The 12,940-nt window shown below is 72.3% G+C and carries 11 protein-coding genes; 3 read left to right on the forward strand and 8 right to left on the reverse strand.

The window, feature by feature from the left end; translation table 11 throughout:
• Positions 1 to 101: 101 nt before the first annotated feature.
• The 8 genes from BLQ67_RS04490 to sucC form a co-directional block, all read right to left on the reverse strand.
• Positions 102 to 1,919 carry a glycoside hydrolase family 3 protein gene (locus BLQ67_RS04490; RefSeq protein ID WP_231945165.1) on the reverse strand — a complete coding sequence of 606 codons (1,818 nt, stop codon included), beginning with the start codon at positions 1,917 to 1,919 and terminating at the stop codon, positions 102 to 104.
• The gene (locus BLQ67_RS04495) at positions 1,909 to 3,510 is read right to left on the reverse strand and encodes a glucoamylase family protein (protein WP_092506774.1); all 1,602 of its coding nucleotides are present in this window, start codon (positions 3,508 to 3,510) and stop codon (positions 1,909 to 1,911) included. Before BLQ67_RS04495 ends, BLQ67_RS04490 begins: the two co-directional genes overlap by 11 nt.
• A gap of 11 nt (positions 3,511 to 3,521) precedes the next feature.
• Positions 3,522 to 4,358: a carbohydrate ABC transporter permease gene (locus BLQ67_RS04500; protein ID WP_092502835.1), complete on the reverse strand. Its 837-nt coding sequence runs from the start codon at positions 4,356 to 4,358 to the stop codon at positions 3,522 to 3,524.
• Positions 4,358 to 5,308 carry a carbohydrate ABC transporter permease gene (locus BLQ67_RS04505; protein ID WP_092502837.1) on the reverse strand — a complete coding sequence of 317 codons (951 nt, stop codon included), beginning with the start codon at positions 5,306 to 5,308 and terminating at the stop codon, positions 4,358 to 4,360. Before BLQ67_RS04505 ends, BLQ67_RS04500 begins: the two co-directional genes overlap by 1 nt.
• Positions 5,309 to 5,317: 9 nt before the next feature.
• Entirely contained in the window at positions 5,318 to 6,595 is a 1,278-nt protein-coding gene (locus BLQ67_RS04510; RefSeq protein ID WP_092502839.1) for a sugar ABC transporter substrate-binding protein, read from the reverse strand.
• A gap of 38 nt (positions 6,596 to 6,633) precedes the next feature.
• Positions 6,634 to 7,623: a LacI family DNA-binding transcriptional regulator gene (locus tag BLQ67_RS04515; protein ID WP_092502841.1), complete on the reverse strand. Its 990-nt coding sequence runs from the start codon at positions 7,621 to 7,623 to the stop codon at positions 6,634 to 6,636.
• A gap of 708 nt (positions 7,624 to 8,331) precedes the next feature.
• The gene (gene sucD, locus BLQ67_RS04520) at positions 8,332 to 9,231 is read right to left on the reverse strand and encodes a succinate--CoA ligase subunit alpha (RefSeq protein WP_092502843.1); all 900 of its coding nucleotides are present in this window, start codon (positions 9,229 to 9,231) and stop codon (positions 8,332 to 8,334) included.
• Positions 9,232 to 9,242: 11 nt separating this feature from the next.
• On the reverse strand, positions 9,243 to 10,409 hold the full coding sequence (sucC, locus tag BLQ67_RS04525) for an ADP-forming succinate--CoA ligase subunit beta (protein ID WP_092502845.1): 1,167 nt from the start codon (positions 10,407 to 10,409) through the stop codon (positions 9,243 to 9,245).
• A gap of 320 nt (positions 10,410 to 10,729) precedes the next feature.
• On the opposite strand from sucC, the gene BLQ67_RS04530 reads away from it, so the two are divergent.
• The 3 genes from BLQ67_RS04530 to BLQ67_RS04540 all read left to right on the forward strand — a co-directional run bounded on the left by BLQ67_RS04530 (position 10,730) and on the right by BLQ67_RS04540 (position 12,931).
• A complete protein-coding gene (locus tag BLQ67_RS04530) occupies positions 10,730 to 11,455 on the forward strand; it encodes a VIT1/CCC1 transporter family protein (RefSeq protein WP_092502847.1) in 726 nt (241 codons plus the stop codon).
• Between the two features lie 42 nt (positions 11,456 to 11,497).
• Positions 11,498 to 11,899 (forward strand): VOC family protein, encoded by a 402-nt coding sequence (locus BLQ67_RS04535; RefSeq protein WP_092502849.1) that lies wholly within the window; start codon positions 11,498 to 11,500, stop codon positions 11,897 to 11,899.
• Positions 11,900 to 12,220: 321 nt separating this feature from the next.
• A complete protein-coding gene (locus BLQ67_RS04540; RefSeq protein ID WP_092502851.1) occupies positions 12,221 to 12,931 on the forward strand; it encodes an MBL fold metallo-hydrolase in 711 nt (236 codons plus the stop codon).
• Positions 12,932 to 12,940: the final 9 nt, after the last annotated feature.

Below are 12,940 nucleotides of genomic sequence, written 5' to 3' on the forward strand. Positions count from 1 at the left end.
GGGACGGCGGGGTCGCGGCCCCCAGGGCCGCGACCCCGCCGTCCCGCTGCGTTGTCTGAGCTGAGGAGCGACATCCCCGCCCGCCGCGCCCTCTCCCGACCCTACGAAGACACCGACGAAGACAGATCGACCCGATGCCCAGCCGGGAACAACGGATCGTCGAACCCCGGCTGATCCTCGGGATGCTCCCGCACGTCCTGCATCGACCGCGGGATGTCGAACGGCAGCCGCCCGATGGGCGTCACGCGGCCCGTGAGCACGTCGAGGTAGGCGGCGTCGCTCGTGCCGTAGCCGACCGTGAGCGCGTCGACGACGTCGAGCCACGGCGTGAGGATCGCCGGGCGGTCGAGCGTCACGTCGAGCACCACGGGACAGTGCGCCGCGATGCGCTTGACGCGCTCGACGAGCCCGGGCGGGAAGTCGAGCGAGCCGGCGTGGAACCACGCCTCGAGGAACAGGTCGGAGCGCGGGTCGAACGGCGCCTCGAGGCGCAGCACGGCGACGTCGGCGTCCTCGGGGCGCTCGACGACCGTGAGGCCCGCGGCCTCGCATGCCGAGCGCTCCATGCCCTCGACGTACACGCGCGCGCCCTCGGCGAGGGGCACGCGCTCGGAGGCGCGCAGCACCGTCACCGACTCCGACTGCGCGAGCCGACCCGCCGCGACGAACGCGCTCGAGCCCACGACCTCGGCGGCGCCCGACTCGCTCACGAACGGGTCGTCGAACAGGCCGAGCTCGAACTTCACGCGCAGCAGACGCCGCGCCGACTCGTCGAGCCGAGACTCCGGCACGCGGCCCGAGTCGACGAGGCGCCGCAGCACCTCGACGCACTCCTCGCCGCCGAACTGATCGACGCCGGCGTCGAGCAGCATCGCCATGCGGCCGTCGACGTCGAGGTGCTCGACGCCCCACGCGCGCGCGGGCAGCACCTGGTCGCCGACGTGGTTGTCGGTGATGAGCTCCCAGTCGCTCAGCACGACCCCGTCGAAGCCGTAGGTGCCGCGCAGCAGGTCGGTGACGATCTGCCGGTTGAAGCCGAAGCCGACCTCGTCGATCGCGACGCCGTCGACCTCGAGGCCGATCGGCATGCCGTAGTACGGCATGACGCCGCTCGTGCCGGCGTCGATCACCGGCGCGAAGGGGGCGACGTGGTCGGCGTACCGACCCGCGGGGTACACCTGCTCGCGGCCGTACGGGAAGTGCGCATCCTCGCCGTCCATCTGCGGGCCGCCGCCCGGGAAGTGCTTGCTCGTGCACGCGACGCTGCCCGGCCCCACCCGGTCGCCCTGGAAGCCGAGCAGGTACTGCACCGCGAGCTCGGTCACCCGGGCCGGGTCCTGCCCGAACGTGCTCACCTGCCGCGCCCAGCGCGGCTCGGTCGCGAGGTCGAGCGTCGGATGCAGCGCGGCGCGGATGCCCACGGCCACGTACTCGGCGCGGGCGATCTCGGCGAACTCCCGCACGCGCGAGGGATCGTGCAGCGCGGCGAGGCCGAGCGGCTCGGGCCACTGCGAGAACATGCCGGCCGCGAACGAGGCGCCCGCGTTCGTCACGTACCCGTGGCGCGGATCGGTCGAGATCGTCACGGGGATGCCGTGCGGCGACCGCTCCGCGAGGCGCTGCAGCGCGTTCATCCACCGCGCCGCCATGGGCGCCGTGCCGAGCTCGTGCACGTTGAAGTGGCTCAGGTGCTTGCCGAGCACGACGTCGGTCGTCGCCGACTTGCTGATGGCGCCCTTGCCCTCGACGAGCGTGCCGTCGAGGCCCGACTCGATGACGGTGTGGAACATGAGCCCCACCTTCTCGTCGAGCGACAGGCGGGCGAGCAGGTCCTCGACCCGCTCGTCGATCGACAGGCGCGCATCCTCGTAGGGGTCGAGGACGCCGTTGCCGTTGAGGTCGCGGAACTCAGGCTGCACCGAACTCCTCCGCACGCATGAGGGGGTGGAGCGCGTCGCGCACCTGGCGCGTCGCGAACGCACGCTGCACGACGCCGCCGCCGAGCACCGAGCCGAGCGCACCCATGCACATGGCCTGGTCGAGCGACAGGTGCCGGTCGGCGACGACGCCGGAGGCCGAGACGGCGTCGAGGAAGCCGCCGGGGCCGTAGGCGCCGAGCTCGTCCTCGATGCGGGCGAGGTTCGCGAACGCCGCGTCGCGCTCGTACGACATCGCGAGCATCGCCGCGTGGGGCGTGACGACGCCGTCGCCGAAGTCGGGCGTCGGGTTCGTGCCCTCGCGCACGCCTGCGTAGCCGGCGTCGACGTTCGTGCTCTCGCGGTCGGAGAGGTAGCCGTCGGGGTTCATGCCGAGGCGGTCGACGCCGTACTCGCGGTAGCCGCCGAACGGGTCGCTCGATGGGCTGAAGCCCCACACGCCGTAGCCGGCCTCGTCGAGGCCGTGCTCGCGCTGCGCGCGCACGTGCAGCGGATGGTTGCGGCCCCAGCTGCGCCGGCCCCACGACGCCTCGGGCACGAAGAGGTCGGGCATGAGCTCCTCGAACATCGAGCCGCCCCAGCCGGGCACGATGCGCATGCCGCGGTACTCGTACGCACCCTCGAAGACCTCGATGCCCTGGTATGTGCGGCTGACGCCGACGGGCCGCGACTCCTGCCACGCCCAGTCGTCGCCGCCGGGGAACGTGCGCCAGGCCGCGTAGTAGTGCGCGGCGGGCACCTGACCGGCGACGATGCCGAGGTACGACGTCATGCGCGTCTCCGAGACGAACGTGTCGTAGTGGTGATTCGAGAGCCACACGGGATCGCCACCGATGTGGCTGCCCTGGTACACCTCACCCGGGCGGTCGTGCTCGTCGACGAAGAACCCGCCGTGCATGAGGCCGCCCGGCCGCACCGTCGGGTGCTCGGCACCCGTCCCGGGGTTGTAGAACGCATCCCAGCGCATCCGCTCCCAGACCTGGCGCGCCAGCTCTGCGGGGCGGCCGGGGATGGCCGACATGACGACGCGCATCGCGGCGCCGAGCCACGCGTTGTCGACGCTCGACGCGAAGCGGTAGACGGGATCGCCCGAGTCGGGCCACGTGCGCAGCGCCTCGCCGGTCGCCTCGGAGTACCAGTTGTAGAGCATGCCCGAGGGCTCGTGATGCTCGACCTGCAGCACGGTCTCGAGCGTGCGGGTCGCGAGCGCGTCGAGGTCGCGACGCGACACGATGCCGAGCTCGCGGGCGACGACGCCCGACCACAGCAGGCCGCCGATGTTCGTCGGCGACGTGTAGCCGCTGCGACCCGAGAGGTCGCCGAGCACGTTGTCGGCGGGCAGGCCCGTCGTCTCGTCGGTCATGGCGACGAGCGACGTCCAGGTGTCCTGCGCCCAGCGGCGCGCGCGACGGCCCGAGAAGCCGTGGCCGGAGCCGCCGTGCGCGACGAGCGGAGACGCGGATGCGGGGGTCGCCGCGCCGAACGCGACGGTGGCTGCAGCCGCGAGGCCGCCGACCATGAACCCGCGGCGCGAGACGCCGAACGAGTCGGAGGGTGATGTGGGCAGGGGCATGATGGGCTCCTTCACTTGATGCCGGTCGTGGCGATGCCTTCGATGAATCGCCTTTGGAAGATGAGGAACACCGCGAGCACGGGCACGATCACGACGGTCGCGCCGGCGAGCAGCAGTCCGTACTGCGTCTGGTTCTGGCCGGTCGACTCGAGCGCGAGCACGACCGGCAGCGTGTACTGGTCGGCGCGCTGGGCGACGACGAGCGGCCACAGGAAGCTGTTCCAGCTGCCGAGGAACGTGAGGATGCCGAGCGTCGCGAGCGCGGGGCCGAGCAGCGGCAGGATGACCTGGCCGAAGATGCGCAGCTCCCCCGCGCCGTCGACGCGCGCGGCGTGCACGAGGTCGATCGGCAGCCCGAGCGCGAACTGCCGCATGAGGAACACCCCGAACGGCGTCACGAGGAACGGCAGGATGAGGCCGAGCAGGCTGTCGGCCAGCCCCGCGTTCACGACGAGCACGAACAGCGGCACGAACGTCACGAGCCCGGGGATCATGAGCGTGCCGATGATGACGCCGAACAGGGCAGTGCGGCCCTTGAACTCGAGCATCGCGAGCGCGTAGCCGACCATCGAGCAGAACAGCAGGTTGCCCGCCGTCACGGCGAGCGCGATGAGCGTCGAGTTGAGGAACGCGCGACCGAAGCCCGCACCGGTGAGCACCTCGACGAAGTTGTCGAGCGTCGGCGCCTCCGGCAGGAACGTCGGCGGCACCATGCGCAGCTCGGCATCGGTCTTGAGGCTGCCGAGCACCATCCACACGAACGGTGCGACGACGGCGACGAGCGCGATCGTGAGCAGCAGGTACAGCCACCACCGGTTGCGGAAGGTGGGCTCTCCGCGGCCGGCCATCAGTCCTTCTCCCTCAGGAGGCGGAACTGGATGGCCGTGATCGCCGCGATCGCCGCGAACATCACGTACGACACCGCCGACGCGAAGCCGAACTCGCCGAACGAGAACTGCTCGTACGTGTACAGCGCGACCGACAGGGTGCTGTCGAGCGGGCCGCCGCCATCCGTCATCACGAACGGCTCCTCGAAGAACTGCAGGTAGCCGATCATCGTCGTCACCGAGACGAACAGGATCGTGGGGCGCAGCAGGGGCAGGGTGATCGAGCGGAACCGCTGCCAGCCGTTCGCCCCGTCGAGCTCCGCCGCCTCGCGCAGCGACGCCGGCACGGTCTGCAGGCCGGCGAGGAAGATGATCATCGCCGTGCCGAAGTTGCGCCACACCGCCATCGCGACGAGCGACGGCATCGCCCACGTCGTCGACCCGAGCCAGTTGGGGCCGTCGATGCCGACCCACGCGAGCACGGTGTTCGCGAGGCCGTGGTCGGGGTGCAGGATGAAGCGCCACACGACGGCGACGGCCACGATCGACGTGATGACGGGCGTGTAGAAGCCGAGGCGGAAGATCGCGCGCAGCCGGCCGATCCCCCGGTCGAGGGCGACGGCGGCGGCGAGCGCGACCATGAGCGTGAGCGGCACGCCCACGACGACGAAGCCGAGCGTGTTGACGATCGCGCGCAGGAAGCGCTCGTCGCCGAACGCCTCGACGAAGTTGTCGAGGCCGACGAAGTCGACTGCGAACGGGCTCGCGAGGTCGCGCCGCGTGGCGTCGGTGAACGACAGGAACACCGACTGCAGCAGCGGCCAGGCCGTGAAGGCGAGGAACAGCGCCAGGAACGGGATCGCGAGCGTCCACGCCGCGATGGCCTGCCTGCGTGCCCCGGGCGCGCCTCGCCGGCGCCCGGACCGCACGGGTCCGGGGCCGACGCCGCGCGCGGCGGCGGAGGTGGTCATGCGAGCGCCCTACTGTCCCGTGCCGATGTCCTCGGCCTCGGCCTGCACGCCCGCGAGCGCCTCGGCCGGATCCTCGCCGGCCTTCGCGACCCGCTCGAGCGCCTGGTCGAGCTCGGTCGCGACCTGCTCCCACGAGGGGAACGACGGCGGGGCGACGGCGGTCTCGAGCTCGGTGCCGAACGCCGACAGTCGGGCGTCGTCGGCGAGCACGGGCTCGTCCCAGGCCGACTGCACCGACGGCAGCGCCGACGTCAGCTCGTACCACTCGACCTGCACCTCGGGCTGCGTCAGGTAGTCGACGAACGCCCAGGCGAGGTCGCGGTTCTCGGTCTCCTGGAAGACGGCGAGGTTCGAGCCGCCGACGAACGACACCGACTCGGCGCCGTCGTTCGCGGGCACGGGCGCGACGTCGTACAGCTCGTCGAAGCCCTCGCCGCCGAGCTCCTCGACGATCGACATCATCCACGGACCCGACAGGAACATCGGGATGCGGCCCGACACGAAGTCGGCCTCCGTCTGGCCCTCCGGCGGGTTCGGGTCGGCGATGCCGTCGTCGAAGAAGCCCTGGAAGTACTCCGTCGCCTCCACCATCTCGGGGGTGTCGAGCGCATACGCGTCGTCGGTGGCGATCTCGGCGCCGTTGCTCCACGCGAGCGGCAGCACCGTCTGCCAGCCGCCCGTGCCGCCGGGCTGCAGGTTCATGCCCCACTCGACGCCGTCCTGCTGCTGCATCGCGGCGGCCATCTCCTGGAACCCGGCCCAGTCGGCCGGCACCTCGTCGTAGCCTGCGGCGGCAGCGATGTCGGTGCGGTAGTAGACCATGCGGGTCTCGACGTACCAGGGCAGGCCGTAGGTGATGCCGTCGACCTCGGTCGTCGCCTGCGCGCCCTCGAAGTACTGGCTGTCGTCGAAGCTCGGCGGCGTCGGCTCGAGCGCGCCCTGGCCGGCGAAGTCGCCCATCCAGGTCGTGCCCACCATGGCCGCGTCGGGCGTCGAGCCCGCGGTGATGGCGTTCGAGAAGCGGTCGTAGGCGGCATCCCACGGCACGGGCGTCACGGTGATGCTCGTGTCGGGGTGCTCCTCCATGAAGGCGTCGGCGAGCGCGGGCAGCGCCTCGCCCTCGGCGCCCATGGCCCAGACCTCGATGTCGCCGGAGAGGTCGTCGAACGAGACCTCCTCGGCGCTCGCGGCCGGGGCCTCGTCGGCGTCGGGTCGCCCGCATCCCGTGAGGATGAGGGCCGTGGCCGCGGTCGTCGCGATCGCGGCGGTGATGGTCGTTCGTCGCACCGGAGTCTCCTTCGTCTGTCGGTGTCGGGTCAGAGCAGTCAGGGGTGCGCGCCGCACGAGTCGCGCACGACGATCTCGGTCGCGAGCGTCGGTGCAGGCGCAAGAGGCTCGCCGGGGGCGTCGATCATGGCCCGCATGCGGCGGGCAGCACCGGCGCCGAGCTCGACGACGGGCTGACGCACGGTCGTGAGCGCGGGGCGCGTGAATCGGGCCGCCATGATGTCGTCCCAGCCGACGATCGAGATGTCGCGGCCCACGGCGACGCCGCCGTCGACGAGCGCGCTCACGATCGCGACGGCGAGCTCGTCGTTCGCGCACATGAGCGCGTCGGCGCGGATCGTGCCGTCGAGGATCGCCGCGGCCACCTCGTAGCCGTCGCGCTCGCGCAGCGGTGTGCGGATGGGCTCGGTCGCGTCGCCGAAGACGCTGCGGAAGCCCGCGTGGCGCTCGGCGATGTCGGTCGCGAGGTCGGGGTCGCCGACGAAGAGCGCCCGCGTGCGCCCGTGGTCGGCGAGGTGCTGCGCGAGCGAGCGGGCGCTCTCGTCGTTGGCGGTGCGCCACGACTCGAGGCCCACGTCGTCGCCGTCGGCGAGACCGAGCACGGGGATGCGCTGGCGGATGGCCGAGAGGGTGTGCGGCGCGAGGCGGTGGGCGCTCATGATGACCATGCCGTCGACGTTCGCCGCGAGGCGGCGCAGCGCGGCGTCGAGGTCGCGCTGCTCGCTCGCGATCGACACGATGAGGCTCTCGTCGCGCTCGGCGACGGCCGACTCGTAGCCCAGCAGCAGCTCCGCGTAGTACGGACCCGAGAGCTCGGGCAGCACGAGCCCGTGGGCAGCGTGGCGGTGCGCGGCGAGGGACTGCGCGGCGCCGTGCGGCACGTAGTCGAGCTCGGCGACGGCGGCCAGCACGCGCTCGCGGGTGCCCTCTGCGACGCGCTGCGGCGAGGCGAGCACGCGCGAGACGGTGGCGACGGAGACGCCGGCGCGGTCGGCGACGGTGTAGACCGTCGCTCGTCGAGCTGCCATGCGAACCTCCGTTGGTAAGCGCTTACATCAAGGGTAGGCAGAATCTGGACTGGATGACAAGGGACGGGGCGGAAGATGCGTGTGCGGCAGGTTTCCTGGCCGCTCCGGGCGGGGAGGTCGCTCCTCAGCTCAGACAGTGGGCATGGAGCAGGGGGTCGAGGCCTGGCGGCCTCGACCCCCTGCTCCATGCCCACAACTCGACACCCCGCGACATCCCCGCCCTGCGCTCGCGTCTGAGGAGGCCAACCCCGTGGGAGGGGCGCTGCGCGCGCGTCCCGCGGAGCCGCGCCCGACACGGCGATCCCGGCCCATTCGAGACCCGGCGTAGGCCCGCCCGCGATCGCGAGGAGCGCGACGCTCGTGCGCTCCAACGAGCCGCACCGCCGCCGAGCGCGTCGCGACCGCGCCTCCGTGGGGCGTTCGGTGAGCACTGCAGGGGCCGGGACCGCCGTGCGGGAGGGCAGCCCTCCAGGAGGCGCGCGCAGCGCCCTCCCCCACGACCTGCATCCGCGGCGGGCGGGGATGTCGCGGGGTGTCGAGTTGTGCGCGGGGACGGCGGTGGCTGCGGCCCCCAGGGCCGCGGCCACCGCCGTCCCCGCGCACTGTCTGAGCTGAGGAGCGACATCCCCGCCCGACGCACCCCAGCACAGCCACAGAACGCAACAGGGCCCCGACCGAAGCCGGGACCCTGTTCCAGTCAGACGAGCGTCAGAGCGCCGCGATGACCTCGCGCATGAGGCGCGCCGTCTCGGACGGCGTCTTGCCGACCTTGACGCCAGCAGCCTCGAGCGCGACCTTCTTCGCCTCGGCCGTGCCCGACGAGCCCGAGACGATGGCGCCTGCGTGGCCCATCGTCTTGCCCTCGGGAGCCGTGAAGCCGGCGACGTAGCCGACGACGGGCTTCGTGACGTTGGCCTTGATGAAGTCGGCTGCGCGCTCCTCGGCGTCGCCGCCGATCTCGCCGATCATCACGATGGCCTTCGTCTCGGGGTCGGCCTCGAACGCCTCGAGGGCGTCGATGTGCGTCGTGCCGATGATCGGGTCGCCGCCGATGCCGATGGCGGTCGAGAAGCCGATGTCGCGCAGCTCGAACATCATCTGGTAGGTCAGGGTGCCCGACTTCGACACGAGGCCGATGGGGCCCTTGCCCGTGATGTTCGCGGGCGTGATGCCGACGAGCGACTCGCCCGGCGTGATGATGCCGGGGCAGTTCGGGCCGATGATGCGCGTCGTGCCCGTGGACTTCGCGTGCGCCCAGAACTCGGCGGAGTCCTGCACGGGGATGCCCTCGGTGATGACGACGAGCAGGCCGATGCCTGCGTCGATGCCCTCGATGACGGCGTCCTTGGCGAAGGCCGGCGGCACGAAGACGATGGAGACGTCGGCGCCGGTGGCGGCCATGGCCTCCTTCACCGAGCCGAACACGGGCAGCTCGACGGGCGAGCCGTCCTGCGTGACGTGGTTGACCGTCGTGCCGGCCTTGCGGGCGTTGACGCCGCCCACGACCTGCGTGCCGGCCGCGAGCATGCGGGCGGTGTGCTTGGAGCCCTCGCCGCCGGTGATGCCCTGGACGATGACCTTCGAATCCTTGTTCAGGTAGATCGACATGCTGCTTCCCCCTACGCCGCTGCGAGCTCGGCGGCCTTGGCGGCGGCCTCGTCCATGGTGTCCACGACCGTGACGAGCGGGTGCGCTGCGTCGGCCAGGATCTGTCGGCCCTCGTCGACGTTGTTGCCGTCGAGGCGCACGACGAGCGGCTTCGTGGCTGCGTCGCCGAGGATGGCGAGCGCCTGCACGATGCCGTTCGCCACGGCGTCGCATGCGGTGATGCCGCCGAAGACGTTGACGAAGACGCTCTTCACGTCGTCGTCGCCGAGGATGACGTCGAGTCCGGCCGCCATGACCTCTGCCGAGGCGCCGCCACCGATGTCGAGGAAGTTGGCGGGCTTCACGCCGCCGAACTGCTCGCCTGCGTACGCGACGACGTCGAGCGTCGACATGACGAGGCCTGCGCCGTTGCCGATGATGCCGACCTGGCCGTCGAGCTTGACGTAGTTGAGGTCCGACTCCTTGGCCTTCGCCTCGAGCGGGTCGGCTGCTGCCTTGTCCTCGAGGGCAGCGTGGCCCTCGTGGCGGAACTCGGCGTTCTCGTCGAGCGTGACCTTGCCGTCGAGGGCGACGATCGCGCCGTCGGCCGTCTGCACGAGCGGGTTGACCTCGACGAGCGTCGCGTCCTCCTTCTCGAACACGCCGTAGAGCGTGACGAGCACGGGGGCGACGCGCTCGGCGACGTCGGCGGGGAAGTTCGCCTCGGCGACGATGCGGCGGGCGACGTCGAGCGTGATGCCGACGGCGGGGTCGACCTCGACCTTGGCGAGCGCCTCGGGGCGCTCCTCGGCGAGCTGCTCGATCTCCATGCCGCCCTCGTAGGAGCACATGGCGAGGTACGAGCGGTTCGCGCGGTCGAGCAGCACGGAGAAGTAGTACTCCTCCTCGATCTGCGCGCCCGCGGCGACCATGACGCGGTGGACCGTGTGGCCCTTGATGTCGAGACCGAGGATGGCCTCCGCTGCGGCGCGGGCCTCCTCGGGGCTCTTCGCGACCTTGACGCCGCCGGCCTTGCCGCGGCCTCCGGTCTTGACCTGGGCCTTCACGACGACCACCGGGGTGCCGATCGAGCGGGCTGCCGCCTCGGCCTCCTCTGCGGTGTCGGCGATGATGCCTTGGAGGACGGGAACGCCATGGGACTCGAACATGTCCCTGGCCTGGTACTCGTAGAGATCCACCGGATTCCTTCTGCTGGGAGTGGGGGCCGCCGACCAGCCTAGCCCGGTCGCGCTGCGCGCCGGCACCGTGTGGTAGCGGGCCTGCGCTCGCCTGCGGATGCCTGTGGATGCGCTGCGCGCTCGGCGACGCGTGCGACGGATGACGTCGCGCAGCCCGCCGAGCACGGTCGCGACGGCGAGCACGCCGCGCGGTCGCGCCGCACCCCTCGGCGACGCCGAGGATTCGGTGGACCGAAGTCGCATCCTTCGGCCCCGGCACCGGCGAGATGGCAGGTCGGCCCCCGTCGCGCGGGGGCGTGGATGCGCGGACCATGGAAGGCATGGACCCCGCCCTGCACCGCCACCCCGACATGCCCCGGCCGGTCGAGTCGACCGCCTCGCGGCTGTCGTGGCTGCGTGCTGCGGTGCTCGGCGCCAACGACGGCATCGTGTCGACGGCCGCCCTGATCGTCGGCGTCGCCGCGTCGGGCGCATCGGCCGGCGCGATCCTCACGGCGGGCACGGCGGCGCTCGTCGCCGGCGCGCTGTCGATGGGCGTCGGCGAGTACGTGTCGGTGTCGTCGCAGCGCGACAGCGAGCGCGCGGCGATCCGTCGCGAGCGCCGCTTCCTCGCCTCGAACCCCGTCGGCCAGGAGGCGCAGCTCGCGCACATGTACGAGCTGCGCGGCCTGACGCCGCGCACGGCGCACCTCGTGGCGAGCGAGCTGTCGGCCGCCGACCCGCTGAAGGCGCACCTCGACATCGAGTACCGCCTCGACGAGGACGAGTCGCCGAACAACCCGTGGGCCGCCGCTGCGGCATCCGCTGCCGCGTTCTCGGCCGGCGCGCTCGTGCCGTTGCTCGCCGCCATCCTCATGCCGACGTCGTGGGCGCCGTGGTCGATCGTGGCGGCCGTGGTCGTGGCGCTGCTCGCGACGGGCTTCACGGCGGCGCGCATCGGCGCGGCCGGCAAGCGCCGCGCGATGGTGCGCGTGCTCGTGGGTGGCGTGGGCGCCCTCGCGATCACGTACGTCATCGGCACGCTCTTCGGCACGCACGTCGTCTAGCCGCCCCTGTCGGGCGTCGGTGGTCGGGCGTAGCGTCTGGCCATGGACACCACCGCATCCGAGGGCGCCGTCGCCCTCGAGGTCAGGATCGAGCTCGTCTTCGTGCCCGTCGCCGACGTCGACCGCTCCGTCGCCTTCTACGGCGACACCCTCGGCTGGCACGTCGACCACGACTCCACCGTCTCCGAGTCGCTGCGCTTCGTGCAGGTGACGCCGCCGGGCTCGGCGTGCTCGATCGCGTTCGGCCTCGGCATCAGCGACGACGAGCCGGGCACGATGCGCAACGTGCAGGCGGTGATCCCGGATGCGGATGCGGCGCTCGCCGACCTGCGCGCCCGCGGCGTCGCCGCCGAGGGCGTCGACGACCTCTCGTGGGGCCGCTTCGTCTCGTTCGCCGACCCCGACGGCAACCGCTGGGTGCTGCAGCAGCTCCCGCCGCGCTGACCAGCGGCGCCACCTGCACCCTCGCGCACCTGCGCGCGATCGCACCGCTTCGAGCCGAGAGGTCGTCGAGCCCGCCGGGAAGGTCGCGGCGCACCAGGACGCGCGCGCAGCCCCACCCCACCCGCTGCTGCCCCGCACCCACCGACGGCGTGGGCGGATGTCGCGGGGTGTCGAGTTCTGCAGGCGAGCGTGGGGCTCGAGGCCGCCAGGCCTCGAGCCCCGCGCTCGCCTGCAGTGTCTGAGCTGAGGAGCGACATCCGCCCACGACGTCCCCCCGTCAATCGCACGAGCCCGACCAGACCCAGGACTACGCTCCGCACCATGCAGCTAGCCCCAGGCCTCCACCGCATCGGCGACGACCGCGTCGCCTTCCTGCTCGTCGTCGCCGACGACGGGCTCACCCTCGTCGACGCCGGCCTGCCGGGCCACCGCCGCGACCTGCGGCGTGCGCTGCGCGCGCTCGACCGCACCGAGGCCGACGTGCGCGGCGTCGTGCTGACGCACGGCGACCAGGACCACATCGGCTTCGCCGAGGCGCTGCGCGTCGAGCACGGCGTCCCGGTCTACGTGCACGAGGCCGATGCTGCCCGTACGCGCGGCGACGAGCCCGCTCCGTCGAACCCGATGCCGCCATGGCGGCTCGGGGCAGCGCTCGGCTTCGTGGCGACCATGCTCACGAAGGGCATCCGACCTCGACACCTCGGCGAGGTGCGCACCGTGGTCGACGGCGACGTGCTGCCGCTGCCGGGCTCGCCGGTGGTCGTCGGCATGCCGGGCCACTCGCCCGGGTCGATCGCGGTGCTGCTGCCCGAGCACCGGGTCGTCGCCGTGGGCGACGCGCTCACGACGCGGCACGTGCTCACGGGCGACACGACGCCGCAGCTCACGCCGTTCACCGACGATCTCGCCGAGGCCGACGCATCCCTCGCTCGGCTCGCGCAGGTCGACGCCGACGTCGTCGTGCCCGGCCACGGCACCGTGTGGCGCGGCACGCCGCGCGCGCTCGTCGACGCCATCCGCGCCGCCCGCTGACCGCGGCCG

Source organism: Agrococcus jejuensis (assembly GCF_900099705.1).
In the GTDB taxonomy this organism is placed as follows: Bacteria; Actinomycetota; Actinomycetes; order Actinomycetales; family Microbacteriaceae; genus Agrococcus; species Agrococcus jejuensis.

What these genes read in the sequence shown, in the direction of transcription:
- BLQ67_RS04495 (WP_092506774.1), bottom strand. Translation starts at nt 3,510, where the DNA reads ATGCCCCTGCCCACATCACCCTCCGACTCGTTCGGCGTCTCGCGCCGC.
- BLQ67_RS04500 (WP_092502835.1), bottom strand. Translation starts at nt 4,358, where the DNA reads ATGGCCGGCCGCGGAGAGCCCACCTTCCGCAACCGGTGGTGGCTGTAC.
- BLQ67_RS04505 (WP_092502837.1), bottom strand. Translation starts at nt 5,308, where the DNA reads ATGACCACCTCCGCCGCCGCGCGCGGCGTCGGCCCCGGACCCGTGCGG.
- BLQ67_RS04515 (WP_092502841.1), bottom strand. Translation starts at nt 7,623, where the DNA reads ATGGCAGCTCGACGAGCGACGGTCTACACCGTCGCCGACCGCGCCGGC.
- sucD (WP_092502843.1), bottom strand. Translation starts at nt 9,231, where the DNA reads ATGTCGATCTACCTGAACAAGGATTCGAAGGTCATCGTCCAGGGCATC.
- BLQ67_RS04530 (WP_092502847.1), top strand. Translation starts at nt 10,730, where the DNA reads ATGGACCCCGCCCTGCACCGCCACCCCGACATGCCCCGGCCGGTCGAG.
- BLQ67_RS04535 (WP_092502849.1), top strand. Translation starts at nt 11,498, where the DNA reads ATGGACACCACCGCATCCGAGGGCGCCGTCGCCCTCGAGGTCAGGATC.
- BLQ67_RS04540 (WP_092502851.1), top strand. Translation starts at nt 12,221, where the DNA reads ATGCAGCTAGCCCCAGGCCTCCACCGCATCGGCGACGACCGCGTCGCC.